General features: G+C 56.2%; 20 protein-coding genes and 1 tRNA gene. 13 read left to right on the forward strand and 8 right to left on the reverse strand.

What is annotated here, in order from left to right; translation table 11 throughout:
* The first annotated feature begins 57 nt into the window (after positions 1 to 57).
* Entirely contained in the window at positions 58 to 864 is an 807-nt protein-coding gene (locus tag JST30_07590; GenBank protein ID MBS1714185.1) for a VanW family protein, read from the forward strand.
* On the opposite strand, the gene JST30_07595 is transcribed toward JST30_07590, so the two are convergent.
* From JST30_07595 to JST30_07610, 4 genes are all read right to left on the reverse strand, one after another.
* The gene (locus JST30_07595) at positions 861 to 1,970 is read right to left on the reverse strand and encodes a response regulator (GenBank protein ID MBS1714186.1); all 1,110 of its coding nucleotides are present in this window, start codon (positions 1,968 to 1,970) and stop codon (positions 861 to 863) included. The genes JST30_07590 and JST30_07595 overlap by 4 nt on opposite strands.
* The gene (locus tag JST30_07600) at positions 1,967 to 3,826 is read right to left on the reverse strand and encodes a PAS domain S-box protein (GenBank protein ID MBS1714187.1); all 1,860 of its coding nucleotides are present in this window, start codon (positions 3,824 to 3,826) and stop codon (positions 1,967 to 1,969) included. Before JST30_07600 ends, JST30_07595 begins: the two co-directional genes overlap by 4 nt.
* On the reverse strand, positions 3,823 to 4,371 hold the full coding sequence (locus tag JST30_07605; protein ID MBS1714188.1) for a hypothetical protein: 549 nt from the start codon (positions 4,369 to 4,371) through the stop codon (positions 3,823 to 3,825). Before JST30_07605 ends, JST30_07600 begins: the two co-directional genes overlap by 4 nt.
* A 150-nt stretch (positions 4,372 to 4,521) precedes the next feature.
* Entirely contained in the window at positions 4,522 to 4,860 is a 339-nt protein-coding gene (locus JST30_07610) for a hypothetical protein (protein ID MBS1714189.1), read from the reverse strand.
* A 211-nt stretch (positions 4,861 to 5,071) separates the two neighbouring features.
* Here JST30_07610 and JST30_07615 point away from each other — a divergent pair.
* The 3 genes from JST30_07615 to JST30_07625 all read left to right on the forward strand — a co-directional run bounded on the left by JST30_07615 (position 5,072) and on the right by JST30_07625 (position 6,612).
* A tRNA-Thr gene (locus JST30_07615) sits at positions 5,072 to 5,146 on the forward strand.
* 119 nt (positions 5,147 to 5,265) lie between these two features.
* Positions 5,266 to 6,417, forward strand: coding sequence for a tyrosine-type recombinase/integrase (locus JST30_07620; GenBank protein MBS1714190.1), 1,152 nt, complete (start codon positions 5,266 to 5,268; stop codon positions 6,415 to 6,417).
* Between the two features lie 63 nt (positions 6,418 to 6,480).
* Positions 6,481 to 6,612 carry a hypothetical protein gene (locus tag JST30_07625; GenBank protein ID MBS1714191.1) on the forward strand — a complete coding sequence of 44 codons (132 nt, stop codon included), beginning with the start codon at positions 6,481 to 6,483 and terminating at the stop codon, positions 6,610 to 6,612.
* Here JST30_07625 and JST30_07630 read toward each other — a convergent pair.
* A complete protein-coding gene (locus JST30_07630; protein ID MBS1714192.1) occupies positions 6,609 to 6,860 on the reverse strand; it encodes an excisionase family DNA-binding protein in 252 nt (83 codons plus the stop codon). The two genes, JST30_07625 and JST30_07630, sit on opposite strands and share 4 nt — an antisense overlap.
* A 500-nt stretch (positions 6,861 to 7,360) precedes the next feature.
* Here JST30_07630 and JST30_07635 point away from each other — a divergent pair, with 500 nt between their 5' ends.
* From JST30_07635 to JST30_07660, 6 genes are all read left to right on the forward strand, one after another.
* Positions 7,361 to 8,260 carry an AAA family ATPase gene (locus JST30_07635; GenBank protein MBS1714193.1) on the forward strand — a complete coding sequence of 300 codons (900 nt, stop codon included), beginning with the start codon at positions 7,361 to 7,363 and terminating at the stop codon, positions 8,258 to 8,260.
* Positions 8,257 to 8,730 (forward strand): hypothetical protein, encoded by a 474-nt coding sequence (locus JST30_07640; GenBank protein ID MBS1714194.1) that lies wholly within the window; start codon positions 8,257 to 8,259, stop codon positions 8,728 to 8,730. Before JST30_07635 ends, JST30_07640 begins: the two co-directional genes overlap by 4 nt.
* Complete coding sequence (locus JST30_07645; GenBank protein MBS1714195.1) at positions 8,727 to 9,236, forward strand: HORMA domain containing protein; 510 nt, start codon at positions 8,727 to 8,729, stop codon at positions 9,234 to 9,236. The genes JST30_07640 and JST30_07645 overlap by 4 nt, the downstream gene beginning before the upstream one ends.
* 2 nt (positions 9,237 to 9,238) lie before the next feature.
* Positions 9,239 to 10,135: a nucleotidyltransferase gene (locus JST30_07650; GenBank protein MBS1714196.1), complete on the forward strand. Its 897-nt coding sequence runs from the start codon at positions 9,239 to 9,241 to the stop codon at positions 10,133 to 10,135.
* A 7-nt stretch (positions 10,136 to 10,142) separates the two neighbouring features.
* Entirely contained in the window at positions 10,143 to 11,624 is a 1,482-nt protein-coding gene (locus JST30_07655) for an SAVED domain-containing protein (protein ID MBS1714197.1), read from the forward strand.
* A gap of 487 nt (positions 11,625 to 12,111) precedes the next feature.
* Positions 12,112 to 13,362: a phage integrase SAM-like domain-containing protein gene (locus tag JST30_07660; GenBank protein MBS1714198.1), complete on the forward strand. Its 1,251-nt coding sequence runs from the start codon at positions 12,112 to 12,114 to the stop codon at positions 13,360 to 13,362.
* A 648-nt stretch (positions 13,363 to 14,010) separates the two neighbouring features.
* Here JST30_07660 and JST30_07665 read toward each other — a convergent pair.
* Positions 14,011 to 15,543: a hypothetical protein gene (locus JST30_07665; GenBank protein MBS1714199.1), complete on the reverse strand. Its 1,533-nt coding sequence runs from the start codon at positions 15,541 to 15,543 to the stop codon at positions 14,011 to 14,013.
* Between the two features lie 3 nt (positions 15,544 to 15,546).
* Positions 15,547 to 15,912, reverse strand: coding sequence for a hypothetical protein (locus JST30_07670; protein ID MBS1714200.1), 366 nt, complete (start codon positions 15,910 to 15,912; stop codon positions 15,547 to 15,549).
* A gap of 2,148 nt (positions 15,913 to 18,060) precedes the next feature.
* Between JST30_07670 and JST30_07675 the strand changes: the two genes are divergently transcribed.
* Positions 18,061 to 18,663, forward strand: coding sequence for a type IV toxin-antitoxin system AbiEi family antitoxin domain-containing protein (locus tag JST30_07675; protein MBS1714201.1), 603 nt, complete (start codon positions 18,061 to 18,063; stop codon positions 18,661 to 18,663).
* Complete coding sequence (locus JST30_07680; GenBank protein ID MBS1714202.1) at positions 18,660 to 19,532, forward strand: nucleotidyl transferase AbiEii/AbiGii toxin family protein; 873 nt, start codon at positions 18,660 to 18,662, stop codon at positions 19,530 to 19,532. The genes JST30_07675 and JST30_07680 overlap by 4 nt, the downstream gene beginning before the upstream one ends.
* 738 nt (positions 19,533 to 20,270) lie before the next feature.
* Here JST30_07680 and JST30_07685 read toward each other — a convergent pair.
* Positions 20,271 to 21,575 (reverse strand): hypothetical protein, encoded by a 1,305-nt coding sequence (locus JST30_07685; protein ID MBS1714203.1) that lies wholly within the window; start codon positions 21,573 to 21,575, stop codon positions 20,271 to 20,273.
* A gap of 372 nt (positions 21,576 to 21,947) precedes the next feature.
* On the opposite strand from JST30_07685, the gene JST30_07690 reads away from it, so the two are divergent.
* Complete coding sequence (locus JST30_07690) at positions 21,948 to 22,835, forward strand: DUF1738 domain-containing protein (GenBank protein ID MBS1714204.1); 888 nt, start codon at positions 21,948 to 21,950, stop codon at positions 22,833 to 22,835.
* The last annotated feature ends 225 nt before the right edge of the window (positions 22,836 to 23,060 follow it).

The following is a 23,060-nucleotide window of genomic DNA, read 5'->3' on the forward strand; positions in this document are numbered from 1 at the left end:
CCGATATTCTGACGTTCAGGAGACCAGATTCGGAGTGCTCGGACCTAGAATCGTCACGTGGGTGCAAGGCAATGGGCGAGGCGGGTCGTTCCTGAAGCGGTCCGGATCGAAGTCGTCCGCATGAAACGGTGGCCGTCGTGGATCACCGAATCCGGGACGGTCGCCAAGGACAAGGGCAAGGTCGAGTCGTTCCCGTTCGAGCTTTCACGGCACGCGTCCCCCCTGAAGCGAGGGGGTAGCGACACGGACCCAGAGCTACAGAAAGGCAAGGAGAACAACGTCCGACTGGCGGCCGGCGCCATCGACCGGACCGTCGTCCGTCCCGGCTCGGTCTTCTCGTACCACCATTTGGTGGGCCGACCCTCTCGGAGCCGTGGGTTCTTACCCGGACTCGAACTGCACGGCGGCCAGATGGCGGCCGGTATCGGAGGAGGCTGTTGCATGGTGTCGAACATGCTCTACCTGCTCGCCCTGCGGGCCGGTTGTGAGATCGTGGAGCGGCACCGGCACGCCCTGGACCTGTTCCCGGACCATGGCCGGACGGTCCCCTACGGTTGCGGGGCCACGGTCTTTTATAACATGGCGGACTTTCGCTTCCGGAACGACACCGATCAAGACGTCATGGTCCACATGGAGATCGTCGACGGCCGGCTCGAGGGGAGCGTCCTCGGGCCGAAAGACCCCGGGTTCCGGGTCGAGGTCTACGAGACCGACCATCGGTTCCGACGGGACGGCGAGGCCTGGTACCGCGAGAACAAGGTCTGGCGCCGGTTCGACCACCCCGACGGGGGCCTGATCCGGGAGGAACTGGTCGCTCAGAACGTCGGCCGGTGCCTGTACGACCCGGAGCAGGTCGGCGACTAAGCGGCGACCGCCCGGGATACGGCGGGATCGCGAAAACGATCGAGCGCCCTTTCGGCATCGTCGATCCTCCTCAACATGGCGTCTACGACCTTCGGGTCGAAATGCGACCCTGCACCGTTCTGAACGATCTCTGCAGCACGCTCGACCGGAAATTCGTCTTTGTACGACCGCTTGGAGCGGAGCGCGTCATAGACGTCGGCGACGGAGACGATCCTGCCCTCGATCGGGATCGCCTCGCCCTTCAGTCCCGACGGATATCCCGTCCCGTCCCAACGCTCGTGGTGGGTCATCGCGATGAGCGCCGCGCAATGGAGGAGCTCGTTCTGGTTGTCGGCCTTTTCGTCGATACCCAGGAACGAGAAGATCCCGCCTCGGTCGCCCGCAAGGATCTGGAACCCGGCCGCACAGTGCTCCTTCATGGCCTCGCGCTCCTCGGGATCGATCGGGCCCTTCTTGAACAGGATCCGGTCAGGCAGCGAGATCTTGCCTACGTCGTGGAGCGGGCTGGCCAAAAGGATGCGTTCCTGCGCCTCCTGGTCGAACCCGAGCTCCTCGGCGAGCAGCCGGGACAGCAGGCCGACCCTGAGAATGTGGGCTCCGGTGTCTTCGTCCCGCCACTCTGCCGCCAGGGCCAAGCGGAGCAACACGTTCTTGCGGGACAGTTCCAAGTCCCGGGTGGTCTCCTTGACCCTTGCGTCGAGGAGGTCGTTCTGTGCCGCCACAAGGTCTTGATACCGTTTGAGCTCGATGGCGTTCTCCAGCCGGACCCTCAGCTCCCAGAAATCGATGGGCTTGTCGAGGAAGTCTGTGGCGCCCCTCTCCAATGCCTCCTTCTTGGCTTGAAGGTCACCGTTGCCGGTGAGGACCAGGCAGGGCAGGTGCGATGTGGCCGGATCCAACCGGACCGACCTCAAGAGGTCCAGTCCGTCCTTGCCCGGCATGTTCAAGTCCGTCACCACGGCGTCCAGCCCGCCTGCGATCACGATCAAGGCGTCGTCCACGTTCGTCGCGTAAGAGACGTCCCACTCCGGGCAGTGCATCCGGACGAGCCGGCGGAGGCCTTCGAGCACCCGCTCTTCGTCGTCGATGAATAGGATCCTGTTCATGCTGCTTGCTCCTTGTCCTGTCGTACGATCGGGAGCGAGACGCGGAAACACGTCCCTGCCCCTTCTTCGGTCTCGAACGAAAGCTCGCCCCCGTGCTTGACGACGATGCTATGGGCCACGCTCAACCCTTGACCGGTACCGATCCCGACGCCTTTGGTCGTAGAGAACGGGTCGAAAATTTTAGGGCGCACAGCGGCCGGGATGCCGGTACCGTTGTCCGCGACTTCGATGACGACGGCGTGGCCGTCGGACCGCGTCCGGACCGTAATGTGACCGTCGGGCCGCCCGTCGAACTTCTCCTTGATCGCGTGCGCGGCGTTGACGATCAGGTTCAGGACGGCCTGGCCGAGTTCACCGGGATGGCCCTGTACGATCGGGACGTCCGGCTGAAGGTCGTCCGACATCTGGGACACGTACTTCCATTCGTTACGGGTCACTGCGATCGCGTTTTGGACGACTTTGTTGACGTCCGTAGCGGTCAAGTCGGGCGTCCCGGGATGGGCGAACTCCTTCATCGCCTTGACGATCTGACCGACCCTTGCCACGCCCTCTTGGGCTTGTGACAGGGCGGCCGGGATTTCGTCCAGAGAATACGAGACGTCGCCCTTGCGTGCCGCCCCCACGATCCGCTCTTGGACGGACCGGAACTCGTCCTCGGACCCGACGACCTCCAAGTCCCGGCAAATCCTGACGTAGTCGGCGATCCGGTCGAAAGACTCGGCGACGTAAGTGAGGTTGTCGCCGATGTACTGGTTCGGGGTGTTGATCTCATGGGCGACTCCGACGGCGAGCTGCCCGAGGCTCTCCATTTTCGTCGCTTGAAGGACCCGTGCTTGAAGGCGCGTCCGTTCGCTGAGGTCCCTGAGAACCGCCGCATACTGGGCTTCGCCCCTTCCGCCGATCTTGGCGACGGCCAGTTCCACCGGGAACACGTCACCCGTGGACTTTCGCGCGACAAGCTCCAAGTGGCGACCACTGGCCCAAGCGAGGGATCCGGTCCGTCCCGCACGGCCCTCAAGTTCACTCAGGCTCGATTCGGCCCAGATCTGTTCGAACGTGAGTCCATCGAGGTCGGCTTCGGACAGGCCGAACATGCCGATGGCCGCTCCGTTCGCTTCGATCACCTGCCCGGCAGGCCCAAAGACAAAGATGCCGTCTAAGGCGGATTCGAAGACGGCCGACTTGCCGAGCACCGTCTCGACCAGCTCTTCGGTCCGTCGACTGACCGCCTGCTCGACGAGTTCGTTCGTCTCTTCGAGAGCGGCCTGACGTTCCGCCATCGTCCAAGCTTCGGCGCTCGTCGTCCGACACGCGAGGAAGAGGAAGACGTCCTCGAACAGCACCCAACCCGTATGTTCCAAGAACCGGAATTCGGCGTCCGTGGGGACGCCGTAGACGCTCATGGGGAAGTAGAGCCCCCTGAGCACGTGGTCGCCTGCCGTGACGATGGTCGCCGGGATCAAGATCTTCCAGTCCCGATAGAAGGCCAGAAACGCCAACGATCCGAAGATGTGGAAGTGCGTTTCGATGCGGCCGCCGCTCAAGTGGACGAGGAGCGAAGACATCAGCATCTGGCAGACCGCGATCGTGTACTGGGTCGCCTTGGAGCCGCTTCGGACAAGGATCATGACGACGGCCGGGGCCGTGATCACGCCCCCGAGGACGAGCGCCGACCAGACGTGGGGGTGGACGACCCTTTGGGTCCCGCTCCAGGTCGTCGGGGTCAAGGTGAGTGCGGCTACGACCGCCGCAACGTATTGCAGCCCCATGAGCCAGAGGAAAAGTCCGTCGACGGCCCTATAGTTCTTTTGGAGGAAGGCCTCGTGGAGCCGGATCGTGCGTCGGAGCGCGGTCAAGGCCCCTCACCCCCGATCCGGCACCCATAGACGGCCGCGTGGATCAGATTCGTCGTGTTACGCACGGACGCGTAGAGCGCGACCGCGTGGCGGGGCAGGTCAGCGCCACGACCCTGGGTCAGTCCCCCTTCGAAAGCCAAGGTCCCGTCCGGTGCGAAGATGTAGGTCTGGCCGGACGTCCGTGCCCCGAGCGCCTCCGGCGAACCCTGGAGCAGGCCGGTCGCGATCGGAGCACTATGGACCCGCCGGGCCGCGCGGTAGGCACGGTCTTGGGGCCCGGCCTTTCCGATGAACCGGATTTCGACGGACGTATCGTTCGGGAACGCGGCCGAGGCCATTCCGATGGCTTCGATGGTCGAAGTCGTGCACGGACACTCTACGGTCCCGACGACGACGATCCTCCAAAGGCCCGTCGCCCTTTGGGGCGGCACCGGTGCCCAGACGACAGGGCCGGGAGTCGAGTCAAACCGATGCATCGTTGCGAAGCCTTCAGCGACGATCCCGGCCCACAAGGCCGCAAGGAGGACGAACAGGGTTTTCTTCACGGTTCCGAACCTTATCAATAATCGGTATAAGTGAAGAACGTTACAGGACGTGAGATCCAAAGTCCGTACGAATACCGGGAGTCAAAAAGGACGACAAAGAAAGGGCCGCCCAGACGGGCGGCCCCAAAAGAAACAACGGACCTCGCGCCGTCAGGCGGCGAGGCCGAAGGCAACGTACTCTTCAGTGCCTTCCAAGACTTGCTGTAGACGTACGTTCGTGTACGCCTGGACCTCGTCTTGGTCCCGGGTGACGACGGTGACTTTCCGGGCTCCGGAGAACTGGGCCATCTCCCTGGCGGTGTCCAGGGTCTGACGGATACCGTCGTCCATCCGGCTCACCTTGGCATAGTCGATCAAAAGGTCGAAGTCGCAGACGTCGTCGCAGACGACCAACGCCCGGAAGTCCTCCAGGAAGACTTCGGCTTCGGCCGCGGTGACCGCGCCTCCGAAGCTCGCCTCGACCTGCCGCACGCTAGGGTTCCAATTCAAGATGTACATGGTTTTCACCGATCTGCAAGCGCCCTCGCTGCCTGCACATCGGTCTTGTTCACCATTCCGGGCCCCTGCTTGTCCGGCATCCTTGACAGTGCGGATCAAGTCCGGTGCTGTTCCTAGCCGTGGAAATGCGGTGCTCGGCGACTGGGAATTCCGGCCCGACCCTTGAGTCTGAGGGCCGTTTCGGCCATAATTCCCCTGTCCGGCCGATGTAGCTCAGTGGTAGAGCAGCTGTTTCGTAAACAGCAGGTCACCAGTTCGAATCTGGTCATCGGCTCCAATGATTGAACCTAATCCATACGGGATACGAACGGTTTTTCGTGACGCCGAAGAACCACTTCCGAAAAAACCTCCGAATTCCTGTAGCGTTCGCTTGCGCCGTGATGCCAGAGTCATCACATGAAGAAGGCGAAGAACAAGGACGCGAACATCACTCAGCGCGGCAATTCCTACCGCGTCGAGATCAAGTGGCGACTGAAAGACGGTACACCTTTTTGCCGCGACCTGCAGCGGGCGACCATCGAGGACGCCCGTGCCGAGCGCGATGCCATTTACGAAGAGTACAACCGATTGCTCTTGAACCCTGGCGTCCGCGACGGTCGGCCCGACAAGCCCATGACCGTGGACGCGCTGTTCACCTTTATTTGCGAACGCGACTGGTCGAACGAACAGGACAAACACGTCCGGCACTTCCGGCGGCTCTATGGGAAGCACGTCAAGGCAGTTCTTGGGCGGATGCCCGTGAATGCCGTCAATCCCGGCGACGTCAACCAGCTCCTTGCTGATCTTGCCGCATCGAAGGTCAAGTACAAGGGGGTTGAGCGTCCGCCATCGGAAGCGTTCCTCAAGTACGTGTTCTCAACCGTATCCCGCCTGTTCAGCCTGGGCCGTCAGCATGGCATGACGACCGCCAATCCGTGTTCCGTCAAGGTGAAGTGGTCAAAGCTGACGGAAGAACGAAGGCTGCTTGATTTGACTGAGAAAGCCGCTGAGAGCGACAAGGAAGACTTGGACGCCAAGGTTCTGACTGACAAGGAGCGGAAAAGGCTCCTGACGGGCGTTGAGGGCACTCCTGCGCACATCGTCCTGACCCTGATGGACAACCTTGGTTGCAGGACAGGCGAGGCGCTTGGGCTCGTCGGCAAAGATTTCAACTTTGAAACCAAGCGCGTCCGGATCTGGCGCACCTACGAAAACGGCAAGTACAAGCTCACAAAGAACAAGCAGACCCGTTCGATCCCTTTGAGTAAGGCTCTGATTGACTACCTACAGTCACTGCAACGTGGCCCGGAGGAAGCGATCGCGCTCAATGGATCGGGCCGGCCGCTTGACCAGAAGCCATTGTCAGAGCTGGTCGTTCCTGCGGTCAAAGCTGCAAAGCTGCCAAGCCAGGTCAGTCCCTATTGGCTCAGGCATTCCTACATTAGCCGGAAGCTGGCCGAAGGCAAGAATCCCGTCGATGTAGCCAAGGTGACGGGTCACACGGTGGACACGCTTCTCAAGAACTACGCCTGGGCAATCCCCGAAGCGCTGAACAACTTTGTTGACTGACATACGCTTGGGACGTGGTATTGGGTAACCTAGGTCTCGCTCGCTCGTGAGCAAGGAAAAACGATGCCAACAACTGGTGAAAAGCCTGGCGCAGGAACATACATATGCACAAACTGCGGCACTTCAGTGATCCTTGACGATGACGACGACAGGTTGCCTCCGTGCCCGAAATGCCAGGGTACCGACTACAACTAAGATTGGGGCGAGAGGGTGGACTTTTCAAGATAAGCGTCATACCGCTCGATCTCGCGTCGGTTGATGCGCCGAAGTTTTCCATTCCGGGTGAAGTAGATGCGGCCCCTGGCCGCTTCATACTCAATGTGACGGACGGACACAGAGAACAGCCACGCGAATTCCTGAACGGTCAAATGCTCCTTCTGACGGATCGCAACCGCCTGATCGCCCGTCAGTTCTTTGGAACGCTGATGACTTGAGGGACTCATGCAACCCCCGTTGCAAGCGTGGCGAAGCCACAATGGATAAGTTTACAGCAGTATCTAGCACAAACGTTCTGATAGAGATGCCAGAAAACCTTCCTGCTTCACGGCATTAAGAATATCAACAACTGCTACCATCTCCACGAGCGCAGCCCCCATTACTGGCCGAGTGGAAATCAGTCTACCAATGAACCTCAGCGGAGCACTCCGACGCTTGGCTGATCAACTCCCTTCTAGGCCTTTGGCAGTCTTTTTGAACGACTGCCAATATTCTTGCGGCTATTCCTAGATTTGTCCCGTCTCCAGTCTTTGGAGGGTTTTTCTACAAGCGAACGAAAGAGTGCCGCGGACACCTGCAGAGCCATTTTGCCTAGGCCCGCGGGGCCCAAAGCCGTGTGACCGCCAGGCTCTTGCACAGGTATACTTGTGTGCACTATCTTACCGGGCCCATCACCGTTTCGTGGACTCGTCTTCGGACGGGATGGACGGAACTTGAAGGATTTAGGATGAAACAAGAAAGAAACTTGCCGGGCATTGAGGCTCCGGGCATTTACGACATCAGGCGGCTGCCTCACGCCGACTTCAAGAAGCACTGGCAGTCTATTATTGTCGCGCCCGAGTTAAAGGAGTCTCTGCTATGCCAAGCTGCTCTCAATTTTACAATGCGTGGCCGAGTTGGTCGAAATGTGGTGCCTTTGCACGGGATCATACTTCTGACGGGAAAGCCAGGTACGGGGAAGACAACGCTAGCAAAGGGTTTGGCCTCCGAAACTGCCGACCTGATCAAAGGCAACGGTCTTACATTCGTGGAGGTTGAGCCTCACTCGCTTGCGAGCTCGGCTTTGGGCAAAACACAGCGCGCAGTGTCTGACCTGTTCGCGACGAGCATCGCTGAGATCGCCATGCAGGGGCCTACCGTTGTTTTGCTTGACGAGGTGGAGACTATCTTGGTTGACCGGGCAAAACTCAGCCTAGATGCCAACCCGATCGATGTTCATCGCGCTACCGATGCTGCGCTAGTGGCCCTCGATCATCTGGCGGAGAAGCATCCAAATCTGCTCATCATCGCAACGAGCAACTTTCCCCAGGCCATAGATGGTGCTTTCGTCTCGCGCTGCGACGTGGTTTTCGAAGTCCCTCTGCCTGATTCCCAGGCTTCTCACTCAATTTTGGCAAACACACTAGATCAGTTGTCAAACACCTATCCTGAGCTAAGGGGCTTCACTAGGCGACCACAATTTGCTGCACTGGCCGCCAAGTGCGTCGGCCTAGATGGAAGGCAGATCCGCAAACTTGTTGCTGCCGCCTGTACGTTCGACAAGAAGACCGCGCTAAATCCCGGTCTACTCACTGAGAAAGATATCGAGAGGGCTGCGTTGCGAGCGCTCAAGGACGTGCGACGATGAGCAGTGCCGTCGCACGCACCTACAAATCCGTGCCAGAACGGACTGCACCTGACACTTGGCGGGCCATTGTGTCGCTCATCGCACCTGAGCCGGGCGACGCGCGGGATGAACTCATGCGTATCGAGGGGATTGCCTGTTCTCTGATCACAGACAAGGCATTCAGGGCCCCTTCGCCTGCCACTGTGACGGGCCCCAACCCACGGGTGCGGATTTACTGTATCTATGACGACGATGCAATCGAGGGTGACAAAGCTTCCGAACAGGCCCTAAGTTTCACCGCGACCGAGGGCGATTGGGCTATGTCCCTTCCGTGTTTCAACTCAGATTTGTCATGGGTTCAAGCGGCGCTGAAGAATAAGTCAACGCGTATCACCGCCCGCGACCGCGACCAGGGCCTTAACTTAGGCGAAAGCAACGACAACACCCGCGCAGCTGTTATGTTTGATGAGGAGGCATTTCTGCGATCATGAGCGCAACCACTGTTTCTGTAAGCACCTATACACACTCTGTAACATTTGTCACCGATAACATTCTGAAAACGCTAAAGGACATCATCGTCTTGAGTGGTCTGAGCCCAGAAAAAATGACTACTGACTGGCATGTTCTGCATTCAGGTATTAGCACATGGATACATTCGGGGCACCTTGAGCGCGTGACACTTGAGGTCTACAATACGTCCTCGGACGCCCTGATCGGACGTTGGGATATTGACATTTCCTACGAGTGGTCGGGCGGAAATGGCCGCTTTTGGGTCGATACAGATCAAATTAGGAACGCCATCAAGAAGTCGGGCATCTGGCCATCTAGTGCCGCTTATGCCATTAAAGTCAAAAACAGTTCAGGCGAGCCTTACGTTGCGGGCTGGGGTGACTGCAATTTCCGTTCGACCCAAGGTTTTGTGCGTCAAAGCCTCGGCACTAATGTCGAACACAGTGGCCTCGGTGGTTCGGCGAGCTATTATAGGAAGGTTTCCTAGGCATGCTTACGACCGACGAAGCCTTCAGGAAATTCAAGTCTCGGCTCGAACTCAACTCGCGAGAACAGGATAACGCAAGCAAGCGACATACTGAAGTGCGCGATCACATGCGTTGCAAGTTCTCAATAGACAACGACTTTCTAACAGGGTCTTATGCGCGACACACCAAGACAAAACCACTTAAGGACATTGATGTGTTTGTGGTTCTTGGCGAAAAGGAGAAACATTACCGCGAGGAGCATCCGTCGAACGTGATGTTGGCCTTCGAGACGGCCCTTGTGGAAAAGTACGGTAGTAGTTCAGTGTCCAAGCAGCGTCGCGCGGTGACGGTTGACTTTGGAGTGAAGCCTGATGCCGATGACAAGACCGATTATCGGGTTCTAAGTCTTGATGTTGTCGCCGCCTTCAAGGACGGTGACAACTACGAGATACCAGATGCTACCGAAGGCAAGTGGGTCAAGACCAATCCGAAAGTGCATGCCGAAAGAGCAGTTTCTGCGCACCAAGCTTACAGTAGTGAGTGGAAGGGCCTTGTTCGGATGGTCAAGTACTGGAACAACAAGAAACACGCGGATAAGCCAGTCAAGCCATCCTTCTTGCTTGAAGTTATGGCACTGGAATGCCTTCATGCGCCTTGGTCGGGAAATTATGCGTATGAGATGCAAAGCTTTTTTGCCACGCTATCAAACCGCATAGATGAAACGTGGAACGACCCAGCAAATTTGGGCCCACCAGTAAGCGACATGATGGATTCAGTACGCAGGGCCACAGCAAAGGCAGCGCTCAAGTCGGCGGCGCGTGAATGTACGCTTGCAATCGATCTTGCCCGCCAAGGCAAGAACTACGAAGCGCTCAAAGCGTGGCGTGAGCTATTTGGGCCAATGTTCCCGCTCTCGTGAGATGTGAATGGCGAATCAGACGGGCGCAAGATTGAAGGGCGATGATTACCAGCACATCACCACATGGCTCCACGTGCTGGAACTAAAATACCCGCGTTATCGCGTCAGACTGGTCACTGTTGAAGATGAGACAAGCGGTTCGGCGGACGACATTACTGTTCGCTACTCTCCTGAGTCTGGGCAGCCTGATCGTTTCTATCAGGTGAAGTTTCACACGACGCACGCTGGTGCATACTCGACTGAAGCACTTTTGAAAAGAAAAAGAAAGGGGACTAGCCTACTGACCAAGCTTTTCGCCACGTGGAAGAAGCTGAAGGATGCGGAGCCTGAGCGCGAGGTCGAGTTACATTTGGTCAGCAATTGGTCTTGGAGTGCGGAGGATGCAGTAGCCACGCAGATTGACGGCGAAACAAACAAATTTCGTCAATCGTTCCTCACAGTTTCCAACCAGGAAGACGCTGGAAAGGCCCGAAACAAGTGGCAAGCCCATCTTGAGGCTGATGCAACCACCTTCGCGCGGTTCATCCAAGACATACGCCTCTGCCTAGGTGCCGCGTGCTTTACTGAACGAGCGCGTCACGCTAGCGAGCGAATGGCCAATCTAGGACTCAAGCACGACGAAGCAGCCTTGCTCGTCGCAGTCGGCATCGTTCGTGGGTGGATTAAGAGTGGCCTGCAGCAAGTGACACACGCCGTTCTGGATGAAGCGATCACAGCCAATGACTTGCGTGCCGAGACTGACGAAAACTGCAGGATAGTTCATCTGACTACGATCAAGAAGCAATCCACGGACTTGCGGCCCGATTACGTCATCGACTGGCGCGTCGAGTTTGAGGGCCAAGATCAACTCAAAGGTCACGCACCAAAGGTCAGCAACGCATGGAACGAGAAGTTCTTGCCCGAACTGCACCGCATTGAAGGTGAAATTGCTGAGGAGTCGGGTGTGAGACTGATCCGTGCCCGCGGGCTTGCAAGACTTTCTGCCTGGTTTGCATTTGGGTATGTGTTTTCAGAAGTTAGCCGCTATGTGATTGAGGTCGATCAATACGGCAACCTTTGGCGGACGGACTCAGCGCCGTCCAATCGGTTCGAGATTGTAACTTCCAACATGGATGGCGAGGTCTGCCAAGGTAATAGTGACACCGTTGCAGTGGGTATTAGCATAACAGGCGATCTTTCAAGTGACGTGCGTGATGCCCTTTCTGACTCTGGCTTGGCGTCACACTTGCTTCTACTTTCTCCCAAGGAGGGGCCTGGGAGGGACGCCTTTGTTGACGCGGGAGACGTGGTCACGTTTGCGCGTCAAACAAAGACGCTGATCTCATCTTATGTCCGACAACGGAAGGCTAAGAGGGTGTGTATTTTCTATTATGGGCCCCTTAGTGGTGCCTGCTTTTTAGGGAGCGTCATGAATGCAGTCGGAGCGGAAATTCAAATCATGGAAGCGCAGTACGACAGAACATACCTACCCTCCTTCCTTCTTGCCTAGCAACGCGCCAACTGAAGTCGCGCACCACTCAGAACTGTGTCTATGTGCTCGCCGCCGCCTTGACGAGCCGTCGGGACGGTTTCCTCCCGGCCTTGGAACACATGTTCGGCGGACGCCTGGCAGGATGCGCCAGCGATAGCGCACGATCATCGCCGCTGCGCAACTGCCCCGCTTCGCTCTCTACGGCTGCCGAACGGCGTTTCCAGCCCGCTGCCCTCGGACCTTCCACGCGGAATGGCGACATTTTTGCTGTGCTTCCTTGGCGCCGGAACAACTTGCACATCCAGTTGCACACAGGTGAGTGATTTTCAAAATCATCCAGCTATGTCAATGACTTAGTCTTACACGATGACGACTTAAAATTGATCTGACTTAATCCTTTAGTTTATATTTCGAAGCAATTCCAATGATTTAGTCTTGACACATTGTACGATCAGCCTTACACACGACTTACACAAAGTGACACATCGTCCAGGGAGGGTGGAGCATGACAGAGCATCACAAGATCATGGGAGGCAAGTTGCATGTCTACCGTCGTGCGATGAGCACGAACTGGCAGTGTTCAGCATACCTAAAAGGCAGAAACTGGCGAGTGAGCACTAAAACGGACAGCTTGGCATTGGCTAAAGAGTTCGCAGAAGACTGGTATTTAACATTGCGCGGCAAGGAGCGTGCTGGCACGTTGAAGTCAGGTAAGACATTCAATGAAGCTGCAGATCAGTTTCTCAGGGAAGTCGAAGCTCTGATCGCTCACGACCGTGGTCAGCACTATGTGCGCGGTCATCAAGACCGTTTGCGGGCACATTTGCGTCCGTTCTTCGGGACGCGCATCGTCTCTGACATCACTCCAGGTTTTGTACAGGAGTACCGAATCCACCGGTCAACTTCAAAGAGAAACCCAGCCACGGGGGAGTTGATCAAACCGGCACGTAACACGATTCATCAGGAGATCGTCACGCTTCGCCAGGTTCTAAAGACAGCAAACCGGCAAGGTTGGATCGCATACGTGCCCGATCTGAAGGATCCATTCAAAGCGCCCAGCAAGATCAGCCACCGAGGATGGTTTTCTCACGACGAGTACCGCAGGCTATACGAAGCAACGAGAGCAAGAGCCGCCAATCCGCTCAAGCCCCGTTGGAAATGGGCCTGTGAGCAACTGCACGATTACGTTCTGCTTGTCTGCAATTCGGGTTTGAGACCTGACGAAGCCGCACGTCTAGAGTTCCGGGACGTCACCATCGTCAGGGACGAGGCAACACGAGAGAAGATTCTCGAGATCGAGGTGCGAGGCAAGCGGGGCCTAGGTTACTGCAAGAGCATGCCAGGTGCCGTTCGTCCCTTCGAGCGGCTCCGCGAAAGGCCGCGTGCAGTATCCGGCGTCGGTCAATCCGGAGAAGGACGAAATTCGAGAACTTCGGCCGAGCGTCGACTTCCGCTCCCGACGGATCTTCTGTTTCCGAAAGCTCACACAGAGCTGCTCAATAGCATTCTCGATGAGCTCGACCTCAAGAAAGACCGCGACGGAAACTGGCGGACGGCATACTCGCTCCGCCACTCGTATATATGCTTTCGCCTGCTTGAAGGTGCAAATATCTACGAGATCGCAAAAAACTGCCGCACCAGTATTGAGATCATTCAGAAGCACTACGCGGCCCATCTTAAGAATATGATCGACGCATCGGCAATCAATCTTAGAAAGAAATCTCCCCGTCCATCCCGCCACAATAAAGCAGCATAAGTACTCTTTCCGACTTTGAAGACAATCACTGCCAGTTAGTGAGGGAAGATGACTCAGCGTCCCGGCTTTCCATCCACAACGCAACTTTTAGGGGCTGGGGAGCCGCCGCAACTTTCCGTAGACGAGCAATTATAACTGTCGGCAACGCACGCGAATTATAAGATGCTGTCCAGAGCTTGCCACCCTTGTCAAAAGACACATCACAAGTACTAGGGCTAAAGATCATAATTACCTTTGCTTCTGCGTCTCATCTTCTCAACCTTGCCTACAGTGCAGTATCCTTGTGTGTTCTGCGTTGGCTGTTGCCGCCGAGCTAGAGCCCCACTACTAGGGGCGTGCGAAGGTGGATCAGAAGAGTTTGAGGTGAGCGCGGACATATCAAGCAGATCAGGACGCCTGTGAGTTATGATCAAGGCGACCATGTCATCCAGAATACTTTGCCACTCCGGCGTCACTTGTGCTCGCCATCCGGTGATTCTGCGTTCGCGCAACAATCTTCCAACTTCTGCGTCAGAAAGCTTGCGCTGTTCGTCGTCAACCTCGACTCGTCCTTGAATGTTCACGTTATCCATATTCGTACCGCTCCTAAAACAACTGTCATAAATCGTTACGTACTGCAGACTCGCCGCAACACAGACGAGCCATCATCTACACAATCTCCTCCAACTCTCTACGCGGATATTTGCTTATCCGTTCGCCGATCATCCAGCTCACCTTTCGAATTGACTCTAAGGCCTCATCCCTTTGCCGTCCGCGCCGTCCAAAAACAGGCGACTTTTTGCAGTGCACCGTTAGGATACCATAAATACTCCTCTTGTGAAGTATAGGAAAACAATGAAAACTGTCATACTCCTGTCTAATGAGATAGGCTTCAATTGCTTCGGCCACTTGGCGGGACTGACCTTCGCCGAATTTTCGGCGTTGCTTTCTGATATTGTTGACTGGTTGCTCCTGAAGCGTTTTCCAGCATGCAGGAGCGCCGAACACTACGGACTGCGCATCCTTGTCTACTAGCAAGGTAAAGCCTTTTGGAGTATGAGGGTACCTATCGGCCCATTGCACAAGGCAAAGGGCTTCAGAGTACTTTCGGTGGAGTGCTGGCGGATTCAGCAAGTGAGGTTCAGGATAGTAGATCTCTCTTATTCCTGCTTTGACGTCATCCATGGGCCATCTGGCGGTCACTTTACGGGGAATCATAATATTGCAATTTATTCCCGTGGTCTCTGGGTTCTCCTCGCTTCGTGCCCAGAGTGCCGACAACTGAACAATCGTGCACATGATTCTCAGTTGGACTGCAATGGGCATTTCGTCGCTTATGGACTCAAACGCCCTGACAATGCGCTCGCCTAGCGCGAGATCGGTGTTCTGAAGGAGTGATTGCAGGCTCCTTCTGCTGGGAGTGCGATACTGGGGAAATAAAATCGGTGGAGCAATACTTCCTTGCAAGCGTAACAGTGGTCGTACAAATGCCGATTTTACGGACCTGTTTAGCTCGGAGACCGTATCTTGAATTGCCTCAATGGTAGCCATGAGGGAGACACTTTCAAAGCTCCATGCGTCGCACAATTGGTTAAGAAGCAACGTAGTAAATGCCGTGCCACCGTTGAGTACGCGTGACGGTTCTAAGTATCCTGATGATGCAGCAACGGTAAGTGATGTCGCATTATTATCGTCGGCAAAATCCTTAGTATCGGGAAACGCGACTGCTTGGGTCATGACCTGTCCGGCATAGCAGGCGTCGAAAATGAAGTGCTTATGCACACGTGGAAGATGTCGAACTAGCACTGAGAGAAGATCTGTTGCTTTAAGAGCAGTAGCTGTCAACTTGCCCTCTGCATGTTTGGAGGTTTTCAAGAGAAGATAGTATTCCCTATCATAAACTTGGCCATGGCCGATGAAGTACACTACAATGCTTTCTAACGGTTCCGGCAGCGAATTCCGCCAGTCAATGACAGCTTCCAGCGTCGCTTCCATGCCTTGACTGGAATCGAAGAGATCTAAGAGCTTAACAGCGGTGCCCTGCCGGATCCATGATTCGTGTGAGAAGTAGGCCGCCAATCGGTCATGGCTGGTTCTGATCGCGAGGCAGGTGCGAAGCTTCGCGACCTTGTCCGCGCCCTGTGATTCCCCAAGGTATCCAACGTATTCGGATGATCCCAGAAGCAGGATGCCTACGTTCATCTATTAGAAGTCTAGGATTTCTCGAAGGATTTTCAGAATGCTGACTTCTGTAGGCTTTGAAATACCCTCAATAACAATTGGGCCTGCACCGTGCATTGGATGTCCTTCAGGCAGCGAAATGGAAATCTTACCTGTCGGACGCGTTCTCAGATAGTCGAAGAATCCCTTTGCGACTTCGACCAAGACGGGTGCTGCCAGGATCATAGTAATGAAGTTAGCCACATTTTGCTCTCCGGCTGCGGCCGTCGGCGCGGCGAGAGCGAGTTTTCGGAGATGATCATGCAGCGCGAGCACCTCTGCGCTTTGAGGCGAGCTTTCGTCCTCGATTGCCGCTGCGGAGATTGAAATCTGAAGTCCGGCCTCAGGCATGCTGCATTATGACCAATGTCATCGAGCTAGTTCAACGGTGTAGCAAATGCTGTTTGGCGGGGTTGGCAAGTGGGTGCATTGTCTCTATAACAGGGGCGTGCGGACGTGGCGAAATGGTAGACGCAACGGACTTGTTCAAGTGAGTGCCCGCTGGGAAACCAGCGGAGCAGAACTGCTCAAATTCGGGGAACCCCAGCATCGGGCGATCCCGAGCCAAGCCTGCTCGCAGGAAGGTGTAGAGACTAGACGGGCAGCACCTACCGCCAATGAATGGCCAAGGTGAAGGGATAGTCCAGACCACGAACGCCTACAAGCGGCGGCGCAAGCCGAAGTGGTACGAAAATCCGTTGGGAGCAATCCCGTGCCGGTTCGAGTCCGGCCGCCCGCACCAACCGAATCCTCTGGTCATTCCGACGAGCAGGACAAGAGACCGCGATTTGAAGTGCCGCCCGGGTCAGACCCATCGTTGTATGCTGGCCAAGTTAGTCTTATCGAAGCCGTCAATGCCATCGTACTTACGTGGTGTGTCCGTCAGTATCACGGTGCTACAGTTCGGAAGCTGCATGGTGAGGGCTAGGTAGATGGCGCCTACTTCACCGCAATCACCCAGCACTGCACGAGCCACCCCGACGACCGGAACCGCACTCGACGCTTTCCTTAGATCCAGGCTCTTGCAAATGGTGATGGGCCACTCATCCCGCGACTTATTCAGCCTGTTCCACAGAAGCCAAATTCGCGCTTGACTACTCAATCTGGCAAAGAAGTTTCCTTCAAGGTCTGAATTCGCTCTACTCTGGTCGAGAAAGACCAGTACGGTTTGCGTGTCCTTGGCTCGGGACACCGTCTCCCCCAATCGCTGACCTGAATTCGCCAGCACTAGGAGGGCCGAGGGATCGACAATCGCTATTCGCCTCATTGCAATGTTTCCCAACTGAACGTTGAGGTGGCGATCTCGATCACCTGCGTTCTCCGTGGGCAGCCCTTTAGTAGAACGGCGTGTTATACCTGGTTTAATCGTTCGGCTCGAACTGTACGGCCGACACTCGAAGGCGCTTTACAAATAAAACGAGGGGCGACCACTTTGAATGGTCGCCCCTCGTTCGGTCAGGTTCGGGCTATGCTGGAGGCGGCTCTGTGCCGCCATTACCACTGGTGGGAGAACTCGGCTTGCTTCTTTTCGCATTGCCTGGACTGTGCCTGCCAATGAGAAGGGCAGCCCTTTTCTTCTGTGATTTCGGCCCGGAAGCAAGACTCGGATCATTGTCAAGCCGAGCCTGCACTTCAGCCCTGAACTTCTGGAGTTCAGGATCCAGACCATTGTCTCGAGTTTCGTGCATCAATACCTCCTGAGCTGGTTTGTCCTCTGCCGGGATGTTCTCAGATGTGCCATTCATCCAAGATTAATCTCGGCAAATCTACGGTGAAGATCCATGATGTGGTTTTCAGTCACACATTTCTTGACGGCCTCACTGAAGGTGAAGTTCCACGAAAGCCAGGGATCATACTACAGTTATGTTGCGATTAACACTGCAATAGGACTTTGGTCTCAGTTTGCCTCACCTGAGGGCCAGTATAACCCGCCTCTGGTCGAATTCAAAGGGCCTTGACGCGGCCTTCTAATGCATTGAACCTAAAAGGTCCTAGGACCAAGGATCTATCGAAGGGGAACTTGAATCGCATTCAGGTCGTCTCGCGCGAGCTGAAATATCGTGCCCGTTTAATGGGCCTTTCGTACTCACGCGGGTAGTTCTTGTCCAACCAGAAATTGACCTAGACACAGTTGCTGGCGCCTGTGGATGGCCTCGTCTAGCCGCAACCGAACGCGTTGTAACTTGACACCGCTGTCGCCACAGTGATAGTGGCCGGATGCGAGACGACGTGACTCCCGAGCAAGGCAACGAATTCGAAATCATGAGGATGGTTGCTGAGCTCATTGACTCCCTCCCGCAGAACAAGCGGCAGCAGCTCATCAGCATGCTATTGACCCGATACGAATGCTGGCCAGAGCAGGGCCGTGGATTGCCGAGGCGGCGACCGTTCCGGCCCACCCCCAAGCAGCGCTCGTAAGCTGAGCAGAGTGGCGAACTTGCACCACAGTTGACGATACCTCTAACACATGCTATCATCGTTAGAGGAAACAAGAATTCAATGCCGACCAAACGTCAGCAGATCCTCGAACTTGCCAAGCAGAGAGGCGCCATTCGGCCACGCGACCTCCGACAGATCGGTGTGAGTCCAAGCTACCTCGGCCACCTCATGTCCAGAGGTGAGCTCATCAGATCGAGCAGGGGCCTCTACACACTGGCGACATTCGAACTCACCCAAGATCACACTCTCGTCGAAGCCGTCCGGACTCAGCCCAAGGGCGTCGTCTGTCTACTTTCGGCCCTCGCTTTCCATCACGTCGGCACACAGCTGCCACATCAGGTTTGGCTAGCCGTCCCCTTTGGATCGTGGATCGCCAAGCCGAGCGGAATTCCTATCAGAACCGTCGTCATGCGCCACGACGGCTACTTTCCAGGAATCGAGAGACACCAAATCGAAGGGGTCGAGGTGCCAGTCTATTCGGTCGCAAAGACCATTGCAGACTGTTTCAAGTTCAGGCAAACAATTGGAATTGGTGTGGCCATCGAAGCCCTCCGCGAAGCCCTGCGCGATCGCCGTTGTACTCGGGACGAACTGCACAGGCACGCCAAGGCACTCCGGGTGGAACGCGTCATGCGTCCATATCTTGAGGCACTTTCAGCATGAGCAAGCCCGTCACCAACGTCGGAGAGTCCCTTCGTGCACGCCTGTTGAACACAGCGCGTGCACGCAATGAGACATTCGATCTGGTCTTAACCAGGTTCGCCCTGGAACGATTCCTCTATCGCCTCTCCAACTCTGAGCACAGGTCAAGTTTGATCCTGAAGGGCGCCATGCTCTTTGAGCTCTGGAGTGGCACCCCGCACCGTGCCACCAGAGACCTCGACCTTTTGGCGAAAAGTATCGACAGCGATCAGATAGCGCGGATCCTTCGAGAGATCTGCCCGCCCGAAGTCGATCCCCCTGACGGCCTGCACTTTGATCTAGCCAATCTTAAAATCGCCGAGATAAGGGAGGCGGACCGGTACGGAGGCATCCGGGCTAAATTTGTGGCACGACTGACCACTGCGATCATTCCCATTCAAATTGACTTCGGCATTGGTGACATCGTGACCCCGGAACCTGAGGAAACCGACTATCCAACCTTGCTCGACATGCCTGCACCTCGGCTCCTCGCATATCCTCGCGCCACTGTCATCGCCGAGAAGCTTGAAGCCGTAGTCGATCTTGGGTTCGCCAATAGCCGATTGAAGGATTTTTTCGACCTTTGGTTCTTTGCGACGACTTTTAACGATGATCTGGAGAGCTTAGCGATTGCCGTCCGTCGCACCTTCGAACGCCGTGGCCAAACGGTGCCAGACTCGGTGCCCAACGGACTCAGCGACGAGTTCGCTGAGTATGCAGGAAAGCACCAGCAATGGGCAGCTTTTGTGGGCGGTTTAGGCACGGAAGCCCCGAGTCTGGCTGACGTGATCGCAGAAATTCGACCGTGGGCATCGAAAATCTTCGCACTTGCACGAAACACTTCAGCATAAGCCAGTCTGAGTAACCATGTCAAAACAATCCGAACCGACTGGCAAATTCCTGCAGTTAACACATCAATATTCGGTCTACAGAAAGCTGAGTAGTCTAAAATAAGTGGGTAGCACTGCCCCGACTCCTCCCTGCTCCGCAACCGAGGCCCGCGTCAAGCAGAGGCGCCAAATTCAATTATGCCCGCAAAGCGGCCACGTATAGTAACTTGTGACCGCCATCCAAGCCCTGGTCTCGAAAGGAGCAAATGACTGGGGCTCTTCTCGCATTGTGACCGGAAGGGGTGGCCGGCGAACATGTCCCGGTCTGACCCGATGAAACGGTAAGTTCCCATGATAGAGAGATTGGTGTTCGTACCCTTTGTGACCAAGGAGTGGACGGCCACCTCCCGGACAATCGGCACACGCCTTGCGGACGCCTGGCAGGATGTTCTCCGTCGCATGAACCATCGCCTCCGAACAACTGCCCCACTTCACTCTGACGGCTGCAAGCCGACGCCAATAATCCGGTGCCCTCCATCATCTCCTCGGTCACCCGAGCTGCTATCAGGCCCAGAACGACCTCGCATGCTGCGCCACATGTTGTGCGGCCGCCGAACTCACGGCGTGGACAGCGGAATTGACGAGAATGAGGCCGTTCTGGCTCAAATCCGCCTGATCGGGCTTGCCCCATACGCCAACGACGAGTGCGGAGAACTCACTGCCTAGTTCCCGTACTCAAGGCTTACCGGCACCATAACTTCAATCTTGCTTGCGCTCCGCATCAAACTCATCCATGCGCTGCAAGGCCCTTTTCAGCACCCTGCGCGTTTTTCCGCTGACCACTGCAAGCCTCACGACCTCTTTCCACACGGCTTGCGTTGACACTCCTCTCATCCTCTGGTGAGACGCTGTGAGGCAAAGGCATACCAATCGAATTGCGAACTGCATGCCAGGCATGAGGTCTGCACCAAACTGCCCCTCGTGTACGTAAGTGTTCCTAATCGTAGCTAGTGCCTCGAACCTGGCCCGCACCACGTTGCTGTTCCCGAAGATGGCCGAGCACCGCTCAACGACCTCACTTGTCTTGTGCGTTCCTACCACAAGTTCAAGCGAACGCCAGAGGGACGCCATTGCCGTTGACGGCAGAGCCTGATCGATCGCTTCTTGAAAAGCGTCAATTGCCTGATGCAGGGCGACCAAAGGTGACGAGCTACTGGGCGTCCTTGCGAAACTCTCAAGCATCCCAATAGCAGCGATCCACTCGCGTTCCTTGGGGTTCCCCCTGGGAGGAAGTCGGTCAGGGTGTCTGCCGTAGTCTTTGACTTCTTCGCCGTCGACCACATATCCAAAAGAGGGCATTGGGTGCGTGGCATACGGACCGCCAGCATGGCCCAAGGGCTGGCTGACACCAAGGTGGCAGTCCAGGTTTAGGCAGGCACGAAAGAGACTAAAGACATCGTACGCCTCCTCAAAGGCCGCATCGGTCGAAGGAGAGGAGATCTTGACCTTGACCGGAACGTAGTTCGAGAGGTCGGATATGACGCGCGAACGATCAGCTGAACTGTGCCAGTACTGACTTTGCGTCAGGTGAGTTTCCAGTTCGGAAAACTCACCCGGCGCACCTAGCTTGAGTGAACGGCCAAGCAGCTTTAGAGCCCTCAATCCGTTCGGCAAACTCGGCAGGTCTGCAGCGAAAACAACTTTCATGGGTCTTGATGCCGCTCGCCGCTCTTTGGCCAGCTTCTGCAATGAGGCGATGAAAGTCGAGATGCCGTTGTCCCGGTTTTGCTTCGCCAACATGGCAGCCGTTACGACCAGGTTGCCTTTATCGTGGACCCTTTCATGACCCCAACTCACCACGCCGCACAGCCAGAACTGAACCTCCCAGTACATGCCAAAGTTGAGGATCCGAAGGGGCCCGACTTCTGGAAGCTCTGTTGCGACGCCGCGCTTCCTGCGATTTTCCTTAGGCTGCTTTTCAGGCTCGGTAACGACGATCCCTTGCAGCTCTTCAACTAGCTGCCATGCAAACTTCCGGCGGCCCTCAGGAATATTGATCGGCACGCTCTCATTTTGTCAGGGTCTAGCACTGCTCCCATCAAGTGTCGCTTCGTGCTCGGTGGGACTTATTGAAGGGGTCAGAATTCGTTTCCCTGAAGCCGCCTCAATTGTGGCTACAGTTCCGCCCGGCTGACGGGGCATTGCTCAAGTCAAGGGCACCCTCGCATGCGGAGCCGCTTCTACCGAAAAGGGCCCGCCCTTGACTTCCGAACGGAACTTCGCAATCGGACTCTTCCAGGCTTTAGGAAAAGAAACTGTGCTCATTCGATCTGGTTACAGGTATCTCTGCCGGGCCGCCCCACTGACGACAAGGACTTGATCATTTCCACAAACAACCTTAGGTTGTAGCTCCAGATTCTCAGAACGGAGGTAGAGATGGCACAGGCACCGGTCTCGCGGCGCAGCGTTTACGAACGCGTGACGAACCAGATCATCGAGAGCATCGAATCGGGGGCGGCAACCTATGAGATGCCATGGCACGCAAGCGGAGCCGACGTATCGATCCCCAGAAATGCTGCGACCGGCAATCGCTATCGCGGCGTCAACGTCCTCGCCCTTTGGATGGCCGCTCATGCATCCTGCTATCCTGAGAACATCTGGGCGACCCTAGCTCAGTGGAACAGCCTTGGTCACTCTGTCAAACGCGGCGAGAAGGCGACCGTTGCCGTATTCTGGAAACCAGCTGAGGCCGCGCCTGATGACCGGACAGAGACTCAGGATGAAGTCGAGGGCTCGCCGCGACAACAATGGATCGCCCGCGCATTCTCTGTATTCAACGCAGCTCAAACGTCGGATTACCAGCTGCCTCAAACTGAAGTCCTGGAACCCCGCAGGCGAATTGTGCGTGCGGAAGTCTTCTTTGGAGCTTTGAACGCAGATATCAGGCACGGAGGATCGAAGGCTTACTACAAGCCATTGACCGACCACGTTCAGATGCCGCCTTTTGAGGCCTTTTTCGACGAAATTGCCTACTACTCAACGCTTTCCCACGAGGTCACCCACTGGACGGCGCACCCATCGCGTCTCAACCGCGATCTCTCAGGACGTTTTGGAACCGATTCCTATGCTGCCGAAGAGCTCGTAGCAGAGCTTGGGTCAGCTTTCATCTGCGCAGATCTCGCCATTGAACTTGAGCCACGCCTCGACCATGCTGGCTACATCCAATCATGGTTGAAGCTCTTGTCGTCAGACAGCAGGGCCATCTTCACTGCTGCACAGCAAGCTCAGAGAGCTGCCGACTTCCTTCATCACCTTCAGCCATGATCGGACTGACACAGGGTGTATGGATAGCACCGCGCGGCACTAGCCGATTGCAGCGGCGGTCGTAAGGACATCCCGTTTCGCACATGCACGCAAGCCTCCACAGCTGATCCTCCAGGGCTTCGCCAATCTGGGGCCTGCAGCATCAAACAGCGAACAAAAAGCACTTTGCATTGTGGCGGTGACTCTACACCATTCAATACCCATACTTGAATTTCACTCATATCT

It is taken from the genome of Armatimonadota bacterium (genome assembly GCA_018268395.1).
Taxonomy (GTDB): Bacteria; Armatimonadota; Fimbriimonadia; order Fimbriimonadales; family Fimbriimonadaceae; genus JAEURO01.

Bases quoted from the DNA above. Each gene is read 5' to 3' on its own strand.
- JST30_07680 (MBS1714202.1), top strand. From the start codon at position 18,660: ATGAGCAAGCCCGTCACCAACGTCGGAGAGTCCCTTCGTGCACGCCTG.
- JST30_07595 (MBS1714186.1), bottom strand. From the start codon at position 1,970: ATGAACAGGATCCTATTCATCGACGACGAAGAGCGGGTGCTCGAAGGC.
- JST30_07660 (MBS1714198.1), top strand. From the start codon at position 12,112: ATGACAGAGCATCACAAGATCATGGGAGGCAAGTTGCATGTCTACCGT.
- JST30_07690 (MBS1714204.1), top strand. From the start codon at position 21,948: ATGGCACAGGCACCGGTCTCGCGGCGCAGCGTTTACGAACGCGTGACG.
- JST30_07630 (MBS1714192.1), bottom strand. From the start codon at position 6,860: ATGAGTCCCTCAAGTCATCAGCGTTCCAAAGAACTGACGGGCGATCAG.
- JST30_07655 (MBS1714197.1), top strand. From the start codon at position 10,143: ATGGCGAATCAGACGGGCGCAAGATTGAAGGGCGATGATTACCAGCAC.
- JST30_07645 (MBS1714195.1), top strand. From the start codon at position 8,727: ATGAGCGCAACCACTGTTTCTGTAAGCACCTATACACACTCTGTAACA.
- JST30_07650 (MBS1714196.1), top strand. From the start codon at position 9,239: ATGCTTACGACCGACGAAGCCTTCAGGAAATTCAAGTCTCGGCTCGAA.
- JST30_07625 (MBS1714191.1), top strand. From the start codon at position 6,481: ATGCCAACAACTGGTGAAAAGCCTGGCGCAGGAACATACATATGCACA.
- JST30_07620 (MBS1714190.1), top strand. From the start codon at position 5,266: ATGAAGAAGGCGAAGAACAAGGACGCGAACATCACTCAGCGCGGCAAT.
- JST30_07675 (MBS1714201.1), top strand. From the start codon at position 18,061: ATGCCGACCAAACGTCAGCAGATCCTCGAACTTGCCAAGCAGAGAGGC.
- JST30_07665 (MBS1714199.1), bottom strand. From the start codon at position 15,543: ATGAACGTAGGCATCCTGCTTCTGGGATCATCCGAATACGTTGGATAC.
- JST30_07640 (MBS1714194.1), top strand. From the start codon at position 8,257: ATGAGCAGTGCCGTCGCACGCACCTACAAATCCGTGCCAGAACGGACT.
- JST30_07635 (MBS1714193.1), top strand. From the start codon at position 7,361: ATGAAACAAGAAAGAAACTTGCCGGGCATTGAGGCTCCGGGCATTTAC.
- JST30_07670 (MBS1714200.1), bottom strand. From the start codon at position 15,912: ATGCCTGAGGCCGGACTTCAGATTTCAATCTCCGCAGCGGCAATCGAG.